Source organism: Variovorax sp. RTB1 (assembly GCF_035018765.1).
GTDB lineage: Bacteria > Pseudomonadota > Gammaproteobacteria > Burkholderiales > Burkholderiaceae_C > Variovorax.
On sequence record NZ_JASJXG010000033.1, the window covers coordinates 1 to 19,108 of the forward strand.

General features: G+C 65.4%; 15 protein-coding genes. 3 read left to right on the top strand and 12 right to left on the bottom strand.

What is annotated here, in order from left to right:
- Positions 1-46: 46 nt before the first annotated feature.
- The 12 genes from cydX to QN397_RS18415 form a co-directional block, all read right to left on the bottom strand.
- Positions 47-196 (bottom strand): cytochrome bd-I oxidase subunit CydX, encoded by a 150-nt coding sequence (cydX, locus tag QN397_RS18360; protein WP_323499094.1) that lies wholly within the window; start codon positions 194-196, stop codon positions 47-49.
- 19 nt (positions 197-215) lie between these two features.
- Positions 216-1,370, bottom strand: coding sequence for a cytochrome d ubiquinol oxidase subunit II (gene cydB / locus QN397_RS18365; protein ID WP_323501613.1), 1,155 nt, complete (start codon positions 1,368-1,370; stop codon positions 216-218).
- Positions 1,371-1,373: 3 nt separating this feature from the next.
- Positions 1,374-2,975, bottom strand: coding sequence for a cytochrome ubiquinol oxidase subunit I (locus tag QN397_RS18370; protein ID WP_323501614.1), 1,602 nt, complete (start codon positions 2,973-2,975; stop codon positions 1,374-1,376).
- Between the two features lie 24 nt (positions 2,976-2,999).
- Positions 3,000-4,751, bottom strand: coding sequence for an amino acid ABC transporter ATP-binding/permease protein (locus QN397_RS18375; protein WP_323501615.1), 1,752 nt, complete (start codon positions 4,749-4,751; stop codon positions 3,000-3,002).
- A complete protein-coding gene (gene cydD, locus QN397_RS18380) occupies positions 4,748-6,652 on the bottom strand; it encodes a thiol reductant ABC exporter subunit CydD (RefSeq protein ID WP_416352342.1) in 1,905 nt (634 codons plus the stop codon). Before cydD ends, QN397_RS18375 begins: the two co-directional genes overlap by 4 nt.
- Positions 6,653-6,855: 203 nt before the next feature.
- The gene (locus QN397_RS18385; protein ID WP_323501616.1) at positions 6,856-8,085 is read right to left on the bottom strand and encodes an acyltransferase family protein; all 1,230 of its coding nucleotides are present in this window, start codon (positions 8,083-8,085) and stop codon (positions 6,856-6,858) included.
- 1 nt (position 8,086) lies between these two features.
- Positions 8,087-9,049, bottom strand: a complete 963-nt coding sequence (locus tag QN397_RS18390) for a nitronate monooxygenase family protein (protein WP_323499086.1) — start codon at positions 9,047-9,049, stop codon at positions 8,087-8,089.
- 62 nt (positions 9,050-9,111) lie between these two features.
- The gene (locus tag QN397_RS18395) at positions 9,112-10,902 is read right to left on the bottom strand and encodes an acyl-CoA dehydrogenase (protein ID WP_323501617.1); all 1,791 of its coding nucleotides are present in this window, start codon (positions 10,900-10,902) and stop codon (positions 9,112-9,114) included.
- Between the two features lie 72 nt (positions 10,903-10,974).
- Positions 10,975-11,907 (bottom strand): electron transfer flavoprotein subunit alpha/FixB family protein, encoded by a 933-nt coding sequence (locus QN397_RS18400; protein WP_323501618.1) that lies wholly within the window; start codon positions 11,905-11,907, stop codon positions 10,975-10,977.
- Between the two features lie 2 nt (positions 11,908-11,909).
- On the bottom strand, positions 11,910-12,659 hold the full coding sequence (locus QN397_RS18405; protein ID WP_323499083.1) for an electron transfer flavoprotein subunit beta/FixA family protein: 750 nt from the start codon (positions 12,657-12,659) through the stop codon (positions 11,910-11,912).
- Positions 12,660-12,812: 153 nt separating this feature from the next.
- The gene (locus tag QN397_RS18410; RefSeq protein ID WP_323501619.1) at positions 12,813-14,105 is read right to left on the bottom strand and encodes a mechanosensitive ion channel family protein; all 1,293 of its coding nucleotides are present in this window, start codon (positions 14,103-14,105) and stop codon (positions 12,813-12,815) included.
- A 36-nt stretch (positions 14,106-14,141) separates the two neighbouring features.
- Positions 14,142-15,095 carry a histone deacetylase family protein gene (locus QN397_RS18415; RefSeq protein ID WP_323501620.1) on the bottom strand — a complete coding sequence of 318 codons (954 nt, stop codon included), beginning with the start codon at positions 15,093-15,095 and terminating at the stop codon, positions 14,142-14,144.
- A gap of 77 nt (positions 15,096-15,172) precedes the next feature.
- Between QN397_RS18415 and QN397_RS18420 the strand changes: the two genes are divergently transcribed.
- Genes QN397_RS18420 through QN397_RS18430 form a run of 3 tightly spaced genes read left to right on the top strand, consistent with a single transcriptional unit; the run spans position 15,173 to position 19,061 of the window.
- Positions 15,173-16,093 (top strand): MoxR family ATPase, encoded by a 921-nt coding sequence (locus tag QN397_RS18420; RefSeq protein ID WP_323501621.1) that lies wholly within the window; start codon positions 15,173-15,175, stop codon positions 16,091-16,093.
- The gene (locus tag QN397_RS18425; protein ID WP_323501622.1) at positions 16,090-17,067 is read left to right on the top strand and encodes a DUF58 domain-containing protein; all 978 of its coding nucleotides are present in this window, start codon (positions 16,090-16,092) and stop codon (positions 17,065-17,067) included. The genes QN397_RS18420 and QN397_RS18425 overlap by 4 nt, the downstream gene beginning before the upstream one ends.
- A complete protein-coding gene (locus QN397_RS18430) occupies positions 17,061-19,061 on the top strand; it encodes a DUF3488 and transglutaminase-like domain-containing protein (protein WP_323501623.1) in 2,001 nt (666 codons plus the stop codon). The genes QN397_RS18425 and QN397_RS18430 overlap by 7 nt, the downstream gene beginning before the upstream one ends.
- The last annotated feature ends 47 nt before the right edge of the window (positions 19,062-19,108 follow it).

Below are 19,108 nucleotides of genomic sequence, written 5' to 3' on the forward strand. Positions count from 1 at the left end.
CCTCCTTTACTTCGCTGCAGGGGCCACCCACCGCCCTCGGCTGCGCCTAAAGCCGTTCCTGATTGTGCGAAGGCTCCGGCGTATCGAGCTTTTCGCGCCGAATCGCGTCGTCGTCCATCAGCTCGTACCACATGGCATTGAGCACGGCAAAGGCGGCCGCCAGCGGCAGTCCGAGGATCCAGGAGAAGTACCACATCGTTTGTTCCTCGCTCGGGTCAGTAGGCGTGGCCGGTCTCTTGGCGGATCGCGACTTCGTCGACCTTGCCCCAGAGCACGTGATAGACCCAGGTCGTGTACGCCACGATGATGGGAATGAAGATGCAGGTCACGACCAGCATGATGAAAAGCGTCATGTGGCTCGACGACGAATCCCACACCGTGAGGCTGGCTCGCGGGTCGATCGAGGACGGCAGGATGAACGGGAACATCGATGCTCCCACGCTGGCGATGATGCCGGCGATGGCGAGCGCGGCGGTCAGCAGCGCAAGCACCGGTCGGCGCAACGCCAGTCCGACCAAAGCCCCTGCCGCACCGATGAAGCCGGCCAGCGGCGCGAGCATCGTCCACGGATGCGCGGTGTAGTTGACGAGCCATGCGGCCGCGTGCAACTCCGCCGTCTTCAGCATCGGGTTCGATGGCCCGACCGTGTCGATCATGCTGGTGATGCGGTAGCCACCGATGAACGATGCCAGCAGGATGCCGGCCAGCGCATAGAGCGCGATGGTCGCCAGCGCCGCCACCATGCCGTACACGCGCGCACGCTCCGCCACAGCGCCCGAGGTCTTGAGCGTGAGCCATGCGGCGCCGTGCGTCACGAGCATCGCCACCGACACCAGCCCGCACAGCAGCGCGAACGGATTCAGCAGGCCGAAGAAGGTGCCGTCGTACAGGATGTGCATTTCGTCGGAGAAGCGGAACGGCACGCCTTGCAGCACATTGCCGATTGCCACGCCGAAGATCAGCGCAGGCACGGTGCCGCTGAAGAACAGCACCCAGTCCCACCGCGCACGCCACGCCGGCTCTTCGCGCTTGCTGCGAAATTTGAAAGCCACCGGCCGCAGGATGAGCGCGGAAAGAATCACGAACATCGCGAGGTAGAAGCCCGAGAACGACACCGCGTAGAGCTGCGGCCAGGCTGCGAAAATCGCGCCCCCGCCGAGGATCAACCACACCTGATTGCCCTCCCACACCGGGCCGACGCTGTTGATGACGACGCGGCGCTCCAGGTCGTTGCGCCCGACGAAGGGCAGCAACATGCCGGTGCCGAGGTCGAAGCCGTCCGTGACGGCAAAGCCGACGAGCAGTACGCCGATGAGCGCCCACCAGATCAGGCGCAGCGTGTCGTAGTCGATGAGTTGGGTAAGCGTCATTTTTTACTCCGCTGTGGCAAGGGGAAGATGCGCCGCCGGCACGATGCGCTGGTGCGATTCGCCGACGTCGGGCGCGTGCTCGTGCTCGGGTCCCTTGCGGATCGCCTTGAGCATCAACTTGACCTCGATGACCAGCAGCACCGTGTACAGCGCGATGAATCCGAAGATGGTGAGCAGCAAGGTCGTCACGCCGAGGTCCGACACTGCGACCGCCGTCGGCAACACGCCTTCGATGACCCACGGTTGGCGCCCGAATTCGGCCACGAGCCAGCCGGCCTCGATGGCGATCCACGGCAGCGGGATCGACCACACCGCGACGCGCAGCAACCAGTGGTAGTCGCCCAGCTTGCGGCGTGCCGACAGGACGAAGAACGTCGCAGTCAACGCGATCAGCAACATGCCGATGCCGACCATGATGCGGAACAGCCAGAACAACGGCAGCACCTGCGGCACGGTGTCCCATGCAGCTTTGGAAATCTGCTCGTCGGTCGCTTGCCGCGGATCGTCGACATAGCGCTTCAAGAGCAAGGCGTAGCCGAGTTCGGGCGCGTTGTTCTCGAAGGTGTCGCGCACGCCCTGCGTCACGGTCTGCGTGCTGCCAGCCGCGCGAATCTGCTGCAGCGCGTCGTAGGCTTTGATGCCTTCGCGGATGCGGACCTCGGCGCGCTTCACGAGTTCGTCGATGCCCGGGATCACCGTGTCGAGCGAGCGGGTGCCGATGAGTCCCATCACTGCCGGGATGTGCAGCGCGTAGTGCGTCTCGCGGGCGGCTTGGTCGGGGAAGCCGAAGACAGTGAAGGCGGCCGGCGCAGGCTTGGTTTCCCACATACCTTCGATGGCGGCCAGCTTCATCTTCTGGTGCTCGCTCGACAGGTAGCCGCTCTCATCACCCAGCACGACGACCGACAGCGAGGCTGCCAAACCGAAGGACGCAGCCACCGTCATCGAGCGCTTGGCCAGTTCGATGTGGCGCCCTTTGAGCAGGTACCACGCCGAGACGCCGAGCACGAAGACCGACGCGCAAATGTAGCCGGCCGACACCGTGTGCACGAACTTGGCTTGCGCCACCGGGTTGGTCAGCACCGCGAAGAAGTCGACCACTTCCATCCGCATCGTCTGCGGATTGAAGGCTGCGCCGACCGGGTTCTGCATCCAGCCGTTGGCGATCAAAATCCACAACGCCGAGAAGTTGGAGCCGATGGCGACGGCCCAGGTCGTCGTCAGATGGCCGACCTTGGAGAGCTTGTCCCAGCCAAAGAAGAACAGACCGACGAAGGTCGCTTCGAGGAAGAACGCCATCAGTCCTTCGATGGCCAATGGCGCGCCGAAGATGTCGCCGACATAGTGGCTGTAGTAGCTCCAGTTCATGCCGAACTGAAACTCCATCACCACTCCGGTAGCGACGCCCATCGCGAAGTTGATGCCGAACAGCACGCCCCAAAACTTGGTCATGTCGCGCCAGATCACGCGGCCCGTCATCACGTAGACGGTCTCCATGATGGCCAGGATGATCGACAGCCCGAGCGTGAGGGGCACGAACAGGAAGTGATAAAGCGCCGTGGCGGCGAACTGCAATCGGGACAGTGCAACGATGTCGAAGTCCATGGGGTTTCCTTTTCTCTTTCTTCTTCAATCGGGGCGCAGCGCACGCAGCGCCGCTTCGAAACCGGGGGTGCCGCGACGCAGGTCGGCGACGATGTGGCCGGCTTCCATGCGGACCAGTCGATCGGCCAGCGAGGCCTCGCGGCGCAGGTGCGTGGCGATGAGTACGGTGCGCAGTCCGGCGTGTTGCGCAAGGCGCAGCAGCACGTCTCGTGCGATGTCTGTATCGAGCGCTTCGGTCGGCTCGTCGAGCAGCCAGAAGTCCGTGGGGCGAAGCAACAGCCGCGCGAGCGCGAGTCGGCGCGACTGGCCACCCGACAGGCCGAGACCGCCTTCGCCGAGTCGCGTGTCCAGGCCTGCAGCGGTGGCGCGAATGTCGTGTGCGAGGCCTGCCGCTTCGAGCGCGCGCCAGAGGCGAGCGTCGTCGGCTGAAGAATCAGCGAGGCGCAGGTTGTCGCGCAGGCTGTCCTGGAACAGTTCGGTGCGTTGCGTGAGCAGGCAGGCAGGCAGCGTCGCAACGGTGCCGGAGCGTGGCGTCAACTCGCCGGCCGCGATGGCGAGCAGCGTGGACTTGCCGGCGCCGCTGGGGCCGATCAGCGCAACGCGCTCGCCGACGTCGATGCGCAGCGACACGCCGTGCAAGACGGCCGAGCCGGCCCTGGAAGGCGCAGCGGTGATTTCGTGGAAGCGCAATGCGATGCCGCTCGTCAGCGAGGCGGCGGCGGCGGCGGCGGACAACTCGGCACCGATAGGCGCGGTCGAGCCCGAAGAGAACCGCGCTGGCTGCATGTCGTCCAATGCCATGCGCGGTGCAAGCCGCCGCACGGCCAGCCAGGTGCGACCGGCATCCAGCGCACCGCGCCGCATCGCAGAAAAAGGCTCGACCGCAGTGAGCGCGACCAGCAGCGCGAGTGCTGCGGCAGGTGCACCGATGCTTCCTTCGCCTACCAATGCGCCGACCGCCAGCAATACCGTGACCAGGCTGATCGTGCCGGCCATGCCGTAGGCGGCGCCGGCATTGGCTTCGAGCCTGTTCAGCGCAAGGTCGGCGGCGGCCAGGCGTCGGTCAGCGTCGGCGAGCACTGCCTTCTGCGTGTCGATGCGGCCGGCCATGATGAGGTCGCTCTCCCCGGCGACAAGATCGACGGCGCGTGCACGCAGCACTTCGATCGCATGCGCTCGTTGCACCGATGGGCGGCGTGCACGACGCGCCACGACGAAGGCGATGCCCCAACCACTTGCGACGAGCCATATCGCCATCGCGATGCCCAGGCCAATGTGCATGAAGCCGAGAACGACGCCGGCCAGCACCGCAGCGCCCAATGCCGCGATCGCGGGCACGACGAGCCGCAAATACAAAGACTCGAGCGCGTCGATGTCCGAGGTCAGCCTGAACAGCACACGCGATGGGCGCATCAGCAACTCGCGCGCGGCACCGGCACGCGCCCAGCCGCGGAACAGCTGCACGCGCAACGCCGCCAGCACGGCGAAGGTCGCGTCGTGCGTGACCAGTCGCTCGCCGTAGCGCGAGGCCGTGCGGCCGACCGCCAGCAAGCGGATGCCGGCCGAAGGCATGAAGACGTCGAACATGAACGCGGTCGCGACGTTGGCACCGGCCAGCGCCGTCGCGGTGATGAACCAGCCGGAAAGACCGAGCAGCGCCATGCCGGTAAGCACGGTGATTGCAGCAAGCAGAGCGCCGACCAGCAATGCGCGGGGTTGGGTGGCAAGAAAGGGGCGCAGGATCAGACTGACGCGATCCGTGCGGGCGGTGCTCATGCGGCTTCCCTCACGACTTCGCGCACTTCAAAAGTGTCGGCTGCACCCAGGCTGACCACCCGATCCAGACGCGCGGCCAGCACCGGGTCATGCGTCGCAACGATCAGAGTCTTGCCGCGCGCCAGCGCCATCAGCGCATCGGTCACGCGCAGCGCGGTTTCGGTGTCGAGGTGGGCTGTCGGCTCATCGACGAGCAGCAGATCGACGCCCGCATTCACCACGACACGCGCCAGCGCCAGCCGCACCGCCTCACCACCCGAAAGTCCACCACCGCCCTCGCCCAGCGCAACACCCAATCGGGCTTGCGCCACATCGGCGAGGTCCGCGAAGTCGAGCGCGGTTTCGATGCACGCTGCATCCACGCCGATGCGACCGAGGCCCACATTGCTTTGAACGGAGCCCGCGAACACATGCGGCCGCTGGCCCATCCAGCCGATACGCTGGCGCAGCGCGCCGACGCTGCGGTCTGTCAGCACAGTGCCGCCGATGACGATGTCGCCGCTGTCGGCCGGCAGCAGGCCAGCCAGCAATGACAACAGCGCCGTCTTGCCGGCACCGCTCTCGCCCATCAAGGCGACGTGTTCGCCCGGCGCGACCCGCAGATTGATGCCGGAGAAAAGTGTCGCCTCGCCGGCGTGCGTGAAGCGCAAATCGCGTACGACGACAGACGGCGCGGAATGCGGTGACGATGCCTTGCCGTTGACGCTCGTGGTGCTGGAAGCTGCATTGGCCGCGGTCACTGCATGGATCGCCCGGACCGGCGCAGGATCGGCTGTGAGAGCGCTCATGGATACGACGGCGCCGGGCAACCGCACGGTGTCGTTACCCAACGCCGTGAGCGCCTGCAACGCCGCCTCGCCGGCAGCACGGTCGTGCCAAACGGCCGAAAGCTCACGCAGCGGCTCGAAAAACGCTGGCGCCAGCAGCAGCACGAAGAGGCCTTGCCCCAAGCCGAGTGGCCTGCCCCATGTGCCGAAATGGAGTGTGCCCAGCAAGTGGAACCCAACGTAGGCCGCGACCATCGCGACGCCGAGCGCCGAGAAGAGTTCGAGCACCGCCGACGACAGGAACGCGATGCGCAGCACGGCCATCGTGCGGCGGCGCAGCGATTGCGCGGCGTCGCCGAGCCGCTCGGCCGTGAGGTCGACAGCGCCGAGCGCACGCAGCGTGGCAAGGCCGCGCAGCCGGTCGAGCAGGAAGGCGTTCATGCTGCCCATCTCGACCATCTGCGCCTCGCTGGCGGCGCGGGCGCGCCAGCCGACGAGTGCCATGAACACGGGGATCAATGGCGCCGCAACGAGCAACACCAGCGCGGCGACCCAAGAGAGGCTCGCGACCACGAGAAGAATCACCAACGGCACGAGCGTGACGCGCAGACGCACCGGCTGATAGCGCACGAGATACGGCATGAGCGCTTCGGCCTGCTCGGCGATCACGCTGGCGGCGGCACCGGAGGCGGGCCGATGGCGGTCGAGCGGTGAGCCGCTCGCTAACGCCGCCGCGGCCCGTGCACGCAAAGTCGACAGATGGGCGCGCGCTTTGCCGAAGAGCTGGCGCGTGCCCCACGCGTCCAGCAGCGCGCGCAGCAGGCCGATCGCCAAGATGCCGAGCGCCGGCGCAAGCACAGCGGACAGCGCAGGGGACAGCGCAGGGGACAGCAACTCGGTCCATGACCCGGAATGCGCTGCGATCGCGAAACCTGCGACATCGGTATCGCCTCGATGGCCGACTGTTTGCGACATGCGCTGAACCGCCCCGGCCAGCAACGCCGCCTGAGGCAACCAGAGCAACGCCGCCGCCGCCTGCAACACACCGCCCACGCCGGTCGCCGCGAAGAATCGCAGCGAGGGCGCCGGGGCGGCGGGAGTCGGCGCAGCCGAGGCAGATCCCATCTTCTTCATGTTCTTTTTAGTTTCAGCAATCGCTGAAGGTTGCACAACATGGCCGGCGCTCGTCGATGCCGCCAGTCCGTGCCGTGAGGTTGCCCGCTGCGCCTGCGAGACGCAACCGTGCCTAGAAGGCCGAATTGATCTGTGTCAAGAAAAGGACCAGAGATCGGCCAGCGCTGCGTGTGGACACCGGCGTTGCCGGCGGTGCTCGCGGCTCAGAGCGAAACGAGGAAGCCGCAGACCAGCAGCCCGGCGAACAGCGCGAGCACGGCGCGCCAGCTCGCGGGGCGCAACTCGATGCGGCGATAGAGAACCCACGCTGCCGCCAGCGAGAGTGCGAGGGCCGCGACCATGCCCGCTGCGTCGATCCAGGGGGCGGCTGGCGCCCAATGGCTGACCACCGCGCTGACCAGCAGGATCACTGGAAAGTGAATCAGGAACAGGGAGTACGACATGCGTCCGAGTTGTGCGAGCGGCCGCGCCCACGCCGGACATGCAGACGACTTCAGCCAATGCAAACGCTGCGCTCCCGCTATCGCGAGCGAAGTCATGAGCGCAATGGCGATGCGGCTGCGCCACTCGAACGCCAATGCCGATACGCCGAGCAACACCAACAGGAGAAAGCCGGCACGCCATGCTGTCGGACTGCCGTGTTTGTCGGACCGGTCGGCGCAACCGATCCAGAACGTCAACATCCCCAAACCATAAGCGCCGAAAAAATAAAGCGCCGTCGCGTCAAGTTCAGCGTGCAGATTGAAAAAAACGAGGGAACTGGTGACGAGGCCGAACACGATCACCACGGCGATCCAATGTGCACGCAACGAACGCGCGACGCTGTCGGATATGTTGCTCATGTCTTCAATGTCCTGCGCGTCTCCGATGCCGCGACGCCAGTGCCGCTCGACCCATGCCGCCAAGCCAACCGCGGCCAGCGACAGCGCGAACAACTGGAAGTCGATCGCCACGTACCACACACCGGCCGACAAAGCGTCGTAGCCGAGCAGATCCTGCAGCAGCAATCCATGCGCCAGCAGCTGCATCAAGTTGGGTGCACCCGGAACCGCGTCGTCCTGTAGCAAGGGCCTTGCGATCGCGGCCACGACCACGCTGACGATGAGCGCTGCGAGGTACGGGATGATCAGCCGCAGGTAGCGCCGCGCAATACGTTCCAGCGGCCTGCCGGCGTTCAGCTGCACTGCCGGGGCCATGCTGCCAGCAGTCAGAAAACCGGCAATGACCAGGAACACCTGTACGGCCAGGCGCCCATCGGTAGACAACCAGTGAATGAGCGCAGGCGCCAACGGAAACGCGACTTCGGACATCGGCCCGTAGCGCGCCAGGTGATGGCCGACGATGACCAGGCACGCCAGTCCCTTGACAGCGTCGAGCAGCGGAATGCGCGCCGCGCGGTCCTCCACCGTCGACACGTCCACCAGGTCCGGCATGTCAGAGCGACAGGCGGGCCCTTGCCTCGGCATATTCACGCTTGAGCTTTTCTACGAACATGGCGGCCGTGCCGACCTCCGTCACGGCACCGATGCCCTGACCCGAACCCCAGATGTCTTTCCACGCTTTGGCTTTACTGCCATCGCCGGATGCGAAGTTCATCGTCGTGACATCGCCTTCGGGCAGGTTGGCCGGGTCCATGCCGGCGGCCACGATGCTCGGCGCCAGGTAGTTGCCATGCACGCCGGTGAAAAGGTTCGAATAGACGATGTCGTCGGAGCTGCCGTCGACGATCGCCTGCTTGTATTCGTCGCTGGCCCGCGCTTCTTCGGTCGCGATGAAGGCGGTGCCGATGTAGGCGAAATCGGCACCCATGGCTTGCGCCGCCAGCACCGCGCCGCCAGTGGCAATGGAGCCCGACAACGCAATCGGGCCGTCGAACCACTGGCGGATTTCCTGGATGAGCGCGAACGGGCTCTTGACGCCCGCATGGCCACCGGCACCTGCGGCCACGGCGATGATGCCGTCTGCGCCCTTCTCGATCGCCTTCTTCGCGAACTTGTTGTTGATGATGTCGTGCAGCACGACACCGCCGTAGCTGTGGATGGCTTCGTTGACATCGGTGCGCGCGCCGAGCGAGGTGATGACGATCGGCACCTTGTACTTCACGACCATTTCCATGTCGTGATCGAGCCGGTCGTTGCTCTTGTGCACGATCTGGTTGATGGCGAAAGGTGCGGCCGGCTTGTCCGGGTTGGCCTTGTTGTAGGCCGCGAGTTCCTCGGTGATTTCGATCAACCACTCTTCGAGCTGCGCCGCCGGACGCGCGTTCAGCGCCGGCATCGAACCGACCACGCCTGCCTTGCACTGCGCGATGACGAGCTTCGGTGTGCTGATGATGAAAAGCGGCGAGCCGATGATGGGCAGCGGCAGGTTCGCGAGCACAGGGGGCAGTTTCGACATGGTCTGTTGTCTTTTTGAAGTTATTGAATCAGGGTCGGAAAGTCGGGTTCAAAAGTCGAGAGTCAGAAGGACTCGAGCGCCAGCGCGGTCACGCTGTCGGCGCCGTCGACGATGCTGTCGCGTACCGCAGGCACCTTGTTCAGGATGTGCTCTGCATAGAAGCGCGCGGTGGCGATCTTGGCTTTCATGAAAGCCACGTCGGTGCCGGCCTTCATCAGGTCTTCGGCCGCGATGAGCGAGCGCGCCAGTTGCCAGCCCGCCATCAGGTTGCCGGCCAGCATCAGGTACGGCACGCTGCCTGAGAACACCGCGTTAGGCGATGCCTTGGTATTGGTCGCCACGAAGCCGACGACTTCGACAAAGGCTTCGCGCGCAGCCTTCAGGCGCTTCAAGACGGCGGCGCCATCGGCGCTGTCGCGCTTGGCGAGTTCAGCTTCGGTCTTCTCGATTTGTGCGGCGATCGCCCTGGCTGTCTGGCCGCCATCGCGCGCCGTCTTGCGGCCGACCAGGTCGTTCGCCTGGATGGCGGTCGTGCCTTCGTAGATCGTCAGGATCTTGGCGTCGCGGTAGTACTGCGCTGCGCCCGTCTCCTCGATGAAGCCCATGCCGCCGTGCACCTGCACGCCAAGCGACGTCACTTCCAGGCTCATCTCGGTGCTGTAGCCCTTGATCAGCGGCACCAGGAATTCGTAGAAAGCGGTGTTCTGCTTGCGCGTGTCCGCATCGGGATGGTGATGCGCAGCGTCGTAGGCGGCCGCGGCCACGCTGGCCATCGCACGGCACCCTTCGGTGTACGCACGCATCGTCATCAGCATGCGCTTGACGTCGGGGTGGTGAATGATCGGCGCGCTGGCGTTCATCGAGCCATCGACTGGTCGGCTCTGCACGCGGTCTTTGGCGTAGGCCACCGCGTGCTGATAGGCGCGCTCGGCGATGGCGATGCCCTGCATGCCGACGGCGTAGCGGGCCGAGTTCATCATGATGAACATGTACTCGAGGCCTCGGTTCTCTTGGCCGACGATGTAGCCGACAGCGCCGCCGTGATCGCCGTACTGGAGCACGGCGGTCGGGCTGGCCTTGATGCCGAGCTTGTGTTCGATGCTGACGCAGTGCACGTCGTTGCGTTCACCCAGCGACCCGTCTTTGTTCACCATGAACTTCGGCACGACGAAGAGACTGATGCCCTTCACGCCTTCGGGCGCACCGACCACGCGTGCCAGCACGAGGTGGACGATGTTCTCGGCCATGTCGTGCTCGCCGTACGTGATGTAGATCTTGGTGCCGAAGACCTTGTACGTGCCGTCGGGTTGCGGCTCGGCCCGGCTGCGCACCATCGCCAGGTCGCTGCCGGCCTGCGGCTCGGTCAGGTTCATGGTGCCGGTCCACTGCCCGCTGATCAGCTTTTCCAGATAGATCGCATTCAGCGCTTCGGAGCCGGCGGTCAGCAGTGCTTCGGTCGCGCCATCGGAGAGCAGTGGGCACAGCGCGAAGCTCATATTGGCGGAGTTCAGCATCTCTCCGCAGGCTGCGCCGATGGTTTTCGGCAAGCCCTGACCGCCAAAGGCGAGCGGATGCTGCAGGCCCTGCCAGCCGCCAGCCGCGTACTGCGCAAAGGCTTCCTTGAAGCCCGGCGTGGTCGTGACGACGCCGTCCTTGAACGACGACGGATTGCGGTCGCCCGCCACGTTCAGCGGCGCGATCACGTCCTGGTTGAACCGGGCGCATTCTTCGAGCACGGCCTGCGCCGTCTCCAGGCCGGCGTCTTCGAAGCCGGGCATTTCTGCGATTTCTGCGATGTCGGCCAGATGTTCGATGTCGAACAACATGTCCTTGATCGGTGCGATGTAGCTCATGTCTTTGTCTCCAGATACAGGAAGGGCATCGCGAACGATGCCCTTGAATGACTTACCCGACGTTGCGCAAACTCAAAGCGACTTGACCAATTCAGGCACAGCCACGAACAGGTCGGCCACCAGCCCGTAGTCGGCCACCGAGAAGATCGGCGCCTCTTCGTCCTTGTTGATCGCCACGATCACCTTGGAGTCCTTCATGCCGGCCAAGTGCTGAATGGCCCCGGAGATGCCTGCGGCGATGTACAACTGCGGCGCCACGATCTTGCCGGTCTGGCCCACTTGCCAGTCGTTCGGGGCGTAGCCTGCATCCACGGCAGCCCGGCTGGCTCCCAGGCCCGCATTGAGCTTGTCCGCCAGCGGTGCCATGATCTCCTGGAACTTCTCGGCACTGCCCAGGGCCCGGCCCCCGGAGACGATGATCTTGGCGGCCGTCAGCTCGGGGCGTTCGCTCTTGGTCACTTCCCGGCCGACGAAGGCGCTCTTGCCGCTATCGGCCACGCCTTCGGCGGTTTCGATGGTGGCACTGCCACCGGTCGCGGCTGCGGCGTCGAAGCCGGTGGTGCGCACGGTGATGACGATGGTCTTGTCGCTCGACTGCACCGTGGCGATCGCATTGCCCGCATAAATCGGCCGCTCGAAGGTGTCCGGCGCATCGACCTTGGTGATGTCGCTGATCTGGGCGACATCCAGCTTGGCGGCGACGCGCGGCGCCACGTTCTTGCCGTTGGCGGTCGACGGGAACAGGATGTGGCTGTAATTGCCGGCGATCGCCAGCACCTGCGCTGCAACGTTCTCGGCCAGGTTCTCGGCCAGGCTGGCGCTGTCGGCCACGATGACTTTAGCGACGCCCACGATCTGGGCGGCGGCTTTGCCGGCTTCGGCGGCATTGGCGCCCGCCACCAGGATGTGCACCTCGCCACCGCACGCAATGGCCGCGGTGACGGTGTTCAGGGTCGCCGGCTTGATGGTGGCGTGGTCGTGTTCGGCAATAACTAATGCGGTCATGTTCAGATCACCTTCGCTTCGTTCTTCAGTTTGTCGACCAGGGCGGCCACGTCGGCCACCTTGATGCCGGCGCCGCGCTTGGGCGGCTCCGAGACCTTCAGGGTCTTCAGGCGGGGGGTGACGTCGACACCCAGGTCTTCGGGCTTGAAGACGTCGAGCGTCTTCTTCTTGGCCTTCATGATGTTGGGCAGGGTGACGTAGCGCGGCTCGTTCAAGCGCAGGTCAGTCGTGATGACGGCCGGCAGGTTCAGGGTGAGGGTCTCCATGCCGCCGTCGATTTCACGCGAGACGGTGACTTTGTCGGCTGCCAGATCGACCTTGGAGGCGAAGGTGGCCTGCGGCAGGTCGGCCAGCGCGGCCAGCATCTGGCCGGTCTGGTTGGCATCGTCGTCGATGGCCTGCTTGCCCAGGATGATGAGGTGCGGCTGCTCCTTGTCGACCAGGGCTTTGAGGAGCTTGGCGATGGCCAGGGGCTGCAGCTCGGCGGTGGTCTCGACCAGGATGGCACGGTCGGCGCCGATGGCCATGGCGGTGCGCAGGGTTTCCTGGCACTTGACGTCGCCGCAGGAGACGGCGATGACTTCGGTGACGATGCCTTTTTCCTTGAGGCGGACCGCTTCTTCGACGGCGATCTCGTCGAAGGGGTTCATGCTCATCTTGACGTTGGCGATGTCCACGCCGCTGCCGTCGGATTTGACGCGGACCTTGACGTTGTAGTCGACGACGCGTTTGACGGGTACCAGAACCTTCATTGGTTTGACTCCATTGGATTTACGAAACCGGTGTGCCGCAGGGCAGCCACACATTCTAGGCGGCGACCTCTGCGTGGACTGTTCATATCGATCACCCGACCCCACCGTGCAGGTGGGCAGGACACAAAAACGAACGATCGTGCTTTTGTGTGATTATAGGCGAGTGCCGCGTTCGGGCAGAGCACCTGCCGATGGCGCGGTCGGCAAAGATTCGACGCGCACCATGCGCTGCGGAAACGGAATGTCGATATGCGCAACGCGCAGACCTTCGAGCATCGCGATGTTGATGGCGGAGCGCACGTTGTCCTTGCCTTTCTCCGGATCGGCGACCCAGAAGTTGAGGCTGAACTCGAGCCCGTCCGGCGCGAAGGCGACCAGGTAAGCAACAGGCACCGGGTCGCTCAAAACCCGCGCCTGCGCCTTGGCGGAGTCGCACAGAATGTTCTGCACTTGCGCCACATCGCTGTCGTAGCCCACCACGATGTTGGTCGTGATGTTGAACTTCATGTCGGCGATCGACAGGTTCTCGACCCGGCTGGTGATGAGCGTTTCATTCGGCACGATCGACTCGCGACCATTGCCAGCACGAACCAGTGTGTAGCGCGTCTTGATGTCGGTGATACGGCCTTCGAAACCGTCGACCTTGACGTTGTCGCCGATGCGGATCGAGCGCTCCAGCAAGATGACGAAGCCGCTCACGTAGTTGGCCGCGAGCTTCTGCAAACCGAAGCCTAGGCCGACACCGACCGCACCACCCAGCACCGACAGCGCAGTGAGGTCGACCCCGACCGCCGACAACGCGAACAGCAGACCGACCAGCAGCAACGCAGCGCGCACCGCGTTCGATGCCACTTTGCGCATCGACAGATCGGATACCGCCTCGCGCAGAATGCGTTTTTCGATCGTGGCGGCGATCCACAGTGCGATCACCATCACCACGCCGGCCCAGAAGACGCCTTCCAGAATTGTCCGCACGCTGACGTGCGTTTTGCCGAAGTCCAGCGAGATTGCATCGAGTTCGGCCAGCACCGGCGGCAGCAGCCCGACGATCCACAGCACCGCGGCGATCCAGGCGATCCAGGAAATGGTGCGCTCGGCCAGCCGCACCAGCGCCGAAGTCGGGAACACGGCCCGCAGCACCCGCGCGAAAAGCCGAATGGCGACGAGCGACAGGAACACCGGCACGGCGATGCGAAGCACGACCACCGGCAGAAAGCTCGCCGCACCGCGCCGTGCCAGATCACAGAAGAGCAGAGCCAGCAGCGGGAACAGCAACCCGTCCCAGAGACGCTCGCCGAACCAGATCGAATCCTTGGGCTGGTCGCGGCCGAACCAGCGGCACACGATCCATGCCAGCGCGACGCATCCGACCAGCACGGCCACTTCGATCGCGACGCTGCGCGGATCGACCTGCGACAGGCGCTCGGAGAACTGGCTGAAATCCATCGACCCCATCTTCACGCGCTGGTCACAAGTCCGCGGTCACAGGTCAGCCAAAACCCGCACGTGCGCTTCAACGCTGCGGGCCAGCGCGTCGAGGCTGTAGCCGCCTTCGAGCATCGACACGATGCGGCCCTTGGAATAGCGCTTGGCGATATCGCGCACCCGTCCGGTGATCCAGGCAAAGTCGTTTTCGTTCAGGCCCAGCTGGCCGAGATCGTCTTCGCGGTGCGCATCGAAACCGGCACTGATGAAGATCATCTCGGGCTGGAATTCTTCAAGCCGCGGAATCCACATCATCTCTATCAGCTCGCGCACATCCATGCCCTTGGTGTATGCGGGCACCGGCAGGTTGAGCATGTTGGCGGCCGGGTGCTCGGCGCCGCTGAACGGGTAGAAAGGGTGCTGAAAGATGCCGACCATCAGCACGTGCGGATCGTTCGACAAGATGTCTTCCGTGCCATTGCCGTGGTGCACGTCGAAGTCGACGATGGCGACGCGCTTCAGGCCGTGCACCTCGATCGCGTGGCGCGCGGCAATCGCGACGTTGTTCAAGAAGCAGAAGCCCATCGCCTTGTCGTGGCAGGCGTGATGACCCGGCGGCCGCACGGCGCAAAAAGCGTTTTCGAGCTCACCGGCCATCACCGCGTCGGTCGCCGCGATGACCGCACCGGCAGCACGTCGCGCGGCCAGCACGGTGAACTTGTTGAGCGATGTGTCAGGGTCGATCGGCGCGTGATCCGGGCCGCCTGCGGGCGCATCGGCTATCAGCCGCTGACTCAACTCTTCAAGATGTTCGAGGTGCGCGACACTGTGCGCCCGGGTGATTTGCGGCAGCGTGGCCAGCGGGACTTCGCAGCGTTCGAGCGCATCGGCAACGCCGGTGGCGAGGAGCCGGTCTTCGATGGCGTCGAGGCGCTCGGGGCATTCGGGATGACCCCGGCCCATCTCGTGCTTCCAGAAGTCGCGATGAATGAAGTAACCGGTTTTTCCCATGTCTCTGTCGCCCGCCGAAGCCTCGTTCAGCACGGGGCTGTTGGACCTTACGGTATTGTTTGCATATGGATACAAAAATGGACGTTGCCGCGAAGCTCGCCAGTCTTCTGAGTCAGCTTAACACGGTGATTGTGGGCAAAGAGGCCCAGGTCAAGGACTGCGTGGCATGCCTTTTGGCAGGCGGGCACCTGCTGATCGAGGACGTGCCGGGCGTGGGCAAGACCACCCTGGCCCACGCGCTGTCGCACACCTTCGGGCTGCACTTTTCACGCGTGCAGTTCACCGCCGACCTGATGCCGGGCGACCTTTCCGGCGTGGCGATCTACGACCGCACGCAGCAGGCCTTCGTGTTCCATCCCGGGCCGATCTTCGCGCAGGTGCTGCTGGCCGACGAGATCAACCGCGCCAGCCCCAAGACCCAGAGCGCGCTGCTCGAAGCGATGGAAGAAAAGCAGGTAACGGTCGAAGGCGAAACGCGGCCGCTGCCAACGCCCTTCTTCGTCATCGCCACGCAGAACCCGCACGACCAGCTCGGCACGTTCGCCTTGCCCGAGTCGCAACTCGACCGCTTTCTCATGCGGATCTCGCTCGGCTACCCCGACCGCGCCGCCGAGCGGCTGTTGCTGGCCGGTGCCGACCGCCGCGAGATGCTCAGCGGCTTGCCGGCGTTACTCACACCGGGCGAACTCACCGCACTCCAGCAAAAGGTGCAGCAGGTGCATGCGGCCGAAGCTCTGCTCAACTACGTGCAGGACCTGATCGCTGCAACCCGTAATGGCCGTTGGTTCTTGCAAGGCCTGTCCCCGCGCGCCGGCATCGCGGTGCTGCGCGCCGCCAAGGCGCAGGCGCTGCTGGCCAATCGCGACTATGTGGCGCCGGATGACGTGCAGGCGGTGTTGCCACAAACGATCGCGCATCGGCTGACGCCGGTCGGCGATGCCGGTCGCGGCTCGGTCGAACAGGTGCGCGCGATGATCGCGGCGGTCCCACTTCCATGAACCCTGTCGCGGCGCTGCGGGGCCGCATCGACCGCTGGTTCCTGTCGCGCCGCCCGCCGTCGGACACGCTTGAGCTGACACAGCGCAACGTCTACATCGTGCCGACGCGCGCCGGCTGGATGCTCGGCGCGACGCTTCTGGTGCTGTTGATCGCGTCGATCAACTATCAACTCAACCTCGGCTATCTGCTGACCTTTTTGCTGGCCGGCAGTGTCGCGGTCGGAATGCACGTCTGTCACGCCACGCTGCGCGGACTGTCGATGCACCTCATCGCACCCGAAGCGCAGTACGCCAGGGCGGCTGCGGTGTTTCGCGTGGTGCTGCACAACGCGCGACGCTCGGTGCGCTACGGCATTGGCATGGCGGTGCGCGGCAGCGGGCAGTGGGCCTGGACCGATGTGCCTGCCGAAGGCAGCGCGACCGTCGAGATCGCCTTCCAGCCGGAAACGCGCGGGCTGCATCCAGTGCCGCCGCTGACTGCAGAGACACGCTTTCCGCTCGGCACCTTTCGCGTCTGGACTGTATGGCGCCCCGCCGCGCAAATGCTGGTGTACCCGGCGCCGGAGTTGCATCCGCCGCCGCTGCCGCCCGGCGAGGCATTGTCCGACCAGGCCGCTTCGGCCGCACTGCTGCGCTCGCAAGGCGCGGGCGAATACGACGGCGTGCGCGCATACCGGCGTGGCGATCCGCTCAAGCTGGTGGTCTGGAAGAAGGCGGCCAAAGCCCAAGCTGCCGGCTCGGAAGACCTGGTGAGCCGCGACGCGCAACAGGCCCAGCGCGAAGAGCTGTGGCTCGATGCGCAAGCCACTGGACTGCCCGATCTCGAAGCCCGCCTGTCGCGCCTGTGCGCCTGGGTGTCGATGGCCGATCGGCTCGGCGTCGACTACGGCCTGCGCGTGGCCGGCCGCACGCTCAAGCCATCGCAAGGGGAAGCGCACCGCCGCGCTTGCCTGGAGGTGCTGGCGACATGCTGAAGCGACTCGCCGCCCTGCCGCGCGACGCCCGGGACACGTTGTTTTTGCTCGTGGTCATCGGCATCGTGGTGCTGCCGCAAATCGGCAATCTGCCGTGGTGGTGCACCGGCCTCACCGCCGCCGTGCTGCTGTGGCGCGGCACGCTGGCCGTGCAGGCACGGCCGCTGCCCGGCCGCTGGTGGCGCGCTGCCCTGCTCGCGGTCACGCTGATCGCCACCTTCGCCACGCATCGCACGTTGCTCGGTCGCGATGCCGGCGTCACGCTGGTCGTCGTGCTGCTGGCGCTCAAGACGCTGGAGTTGCGCGCGCAACGCGATGCCTTCGTCATCTTCTTCTTGAGCTTCTTCGCGATGCTTACCAACTTCTTCTATTCGCAGTCGCTGATGACCGCGGTGACGATGCTCGTCGCGCTGCTCGGCCTGCTGACGGCGCTGGTGAATGCGCACATGCCGGTCGGTCGTCCGCCGTTGACGCAGGCCGCAAAGACCGCCGGCTGGATGGCGCTGGCCGGTGCGCCGATCATGCTGGCGTTGTTCCTGCTGTTCCCGCGACTGGCGCCGTTATGGGGCACGCCCGGCGATGCGATGGCGGGACGCAGCGGCTTATCGAACACCATGCGGGTCGGCACCATCGCGCAACTGGCGCTCGACGACACCATCGCGGCGCGCATCAAGTTCGACGGTGCCGTGCCCGCGCAGCGCGACATGTACTTTCGGGGACCGGTGCTGGCGCAGTTCGATGGCCGCGAATGGACCGCCCTGCCGCCGTGGGCTCGCGGCGCGCTGCAACCCAACTTGCGTGTGCAGGGCGCGCCAGTGCGCTACGAGGTCACGCTCGAAGCCAGCAACCGGCCCTGGCTGCTGACGCTGGATGCCGCGGCGAGCGCACCGCGGATGCCGGCCGGTATCGAGGTGACGGGCACGTCCGACCTGCAGTGGTTCGCCAACCGCGCGTTGAACGACCTCGTGCGATATCGCGCCGAAAGCTACACGCAGTTCTCCAGCGGTCCGTTGCAGCGCACTGCTTCTTTGCAGGCTTACCAAGCTTTGCCTAACGGCTCGAACCCGCGCACGGTCGCGCTGGCCGCGCAGATGCGCAGCGACGCCGCACTGGCCGGCGCCGACACGCCCGCGTTCGTGCGTGCGGTGCTCGAACGTCTGCGCACCGGCGGCTACACCTACACGCTCGACCCGGGCATCTTCGGCAACGACACGGCAGACGAGTTCTGGTTCGACCGCAAGGAGGGTTTTTGCGAGCACATCGCTTCGTCCTTCGTCATCCTGATGCGGGCGCTCGGCGTTCCGGCGCGCATCGTCACCGGCTACCAGGGCGGGGAGTTCAACACCATCGACGACTACTGGGTCCTGCGCAACAGCGACGCCCATGCGTGGGCCGAAGTCTGGCAAGAAGGCAGCGGCTGGCAACGCGTCGACCCGACCGGCGCGGTGGCGCCGGGACGTGTCGGCCGATTGCAGCGGCTGGTGCCAGAGCCAGGCATTTTTGCCGGTGCGATCGGCGCAATGGCCCCGACCTTCGCGATCGACATGCGTGCGGCCTGGGAGGCCATCAACAACGGCTGGAACCAGTGGGTGCTCAACTACACGCAGAGCAGCCAGCTGAACCTGCTGAAAAACATCGGCTTCGACGCGCCCAGCCTGGAAGACCTGGCGTACGCACTGATCTATCTGCTCATTGGTGCCAGCCTGATCGGCGCGGGATGGACGTTATGGGAACGGCGTAGTCACGATCCGTGGCTCCGGTTGCTCAGGCAGGCGCGCAACCGATTGCAGCGTGCCGGGCTCGATGTTCCTGATGCGACGCCACCGCGGGAGATGGCGCTGCGGACGACCGCTCGTTTCGGCCCTGCTGGGCAGGCAGTGCACGACTGGCTGCTGAAGCTGGAAGCGCAACGGTATGCACGGGCATCTTCGGAAGCAGCCGCCAATTTGCGCAGGCTGCGCGCCGAATTTCGACGGCTCGCCTGGCCGCGCTGAAGGCGCGTTGTCCCCGCCAAGAACGGGCGCGCGCCAACGGCACAATC

Coding starts and splice junctions, on each gene's coding strand:
- QN397_RS18425 (WP_323501622.1), top strand. CDS start 16,090: ATGAACCCTGTCGCGGCGCTGCGGGGCCGCATCGACCGCTGGTTCCTG.
- QN397_RS18370 (WP_323501614.1), bottom strand. CDS start 2,975: ATGGACTTCGACATCGTTGCACTGTCCCGATTGCAGTTCGCCGCCACG.
- QN397_RS18385 (WP_323501616.1), bottom strand. CDS start 8,085: ATGCCGGACCTGGTGGACGTGTCGACGGTGGAGGACCGCGCGGCGCGC.
- QN397_RS18415 (WP_323501620.1), bottom strand. CDS start 15,095: ATGGGAAAAACCGGTTACTTCATTCATCGCGACTTCTGGAAGCACGAG.
- cydB (WP_323501613.1), bottom strand. CDS start 1,370: ATGACGCTTACCCAACTCATCGACTACGACACGCTGCGCCTGATCTGG.
- QN397_RS18395 (WP_323501617.1), bottom strand. CDS start 10,902: ATGAGCTACATCGCACCGATCAAGGACATGTTGTTCGACATCGAACAT.
- QN397_RS18405 (WP_323499083.1), bottom strand. CDS start 12,659: ATGAAGGTTCTGGTACCCGTCAAACGCGTCGTCGACTACAACGTCAAG.
- QN397_RS18410 (WP_323501619.1), bottom strand. CDS start 14,105: ATGGATTTCAGCCAGTTCTCCGAGCGCCTGTCGCAGGTCGATCCGCGC.
- QN397_RS18430 (WP_323501623.1), top strand. CDS start 17,061: ATGCTGAAGCGACTCGCCGCCCTGCCGCGCGACGCCCGGGACACGTTG.
- QN397_RS18375 (WP_323501615.1), bottom strand. CDS start 4,751: ATGAGCACCGCCCGCACGGATCGCGTCAGTCTGATCCTGCGCCCCTTT.
- QN397_RS18420 (WP_323501621.1), top strand. CDS start 15,173: ATGGACGTTGCCGCGAAGCTCGCCAGTCTTCTGAGTCAGCTTAACACG.
- QN397_RS18390 (WP_323499086.1), bottom strand. CDS start 9,049: ATGTCGAAACTGCCCCCTGTGCTCGCGAACCTGCCGCTGCCCATCATC.
- cydX (WP_323499094.1), bottom strand. CDS start 196: ATGTGGTACTTCTCCTGGATCCTCGGACTGCCGCTGGCGGCCGCCTTT.
- QN397_RS18400 (WP_323501618.1), bottom strand. CDS start 11,907: ATGACCGCATTAGTTATTGCCGAACACGACCACGCCACCATCAAGCCG.
- cydD (WP_416352342.1), bottom strand. CDS start 6,652: ATGAAGAAGATGGGATCTGCCTCGGCTGCGCCGACTCCCGCCGCCCCG.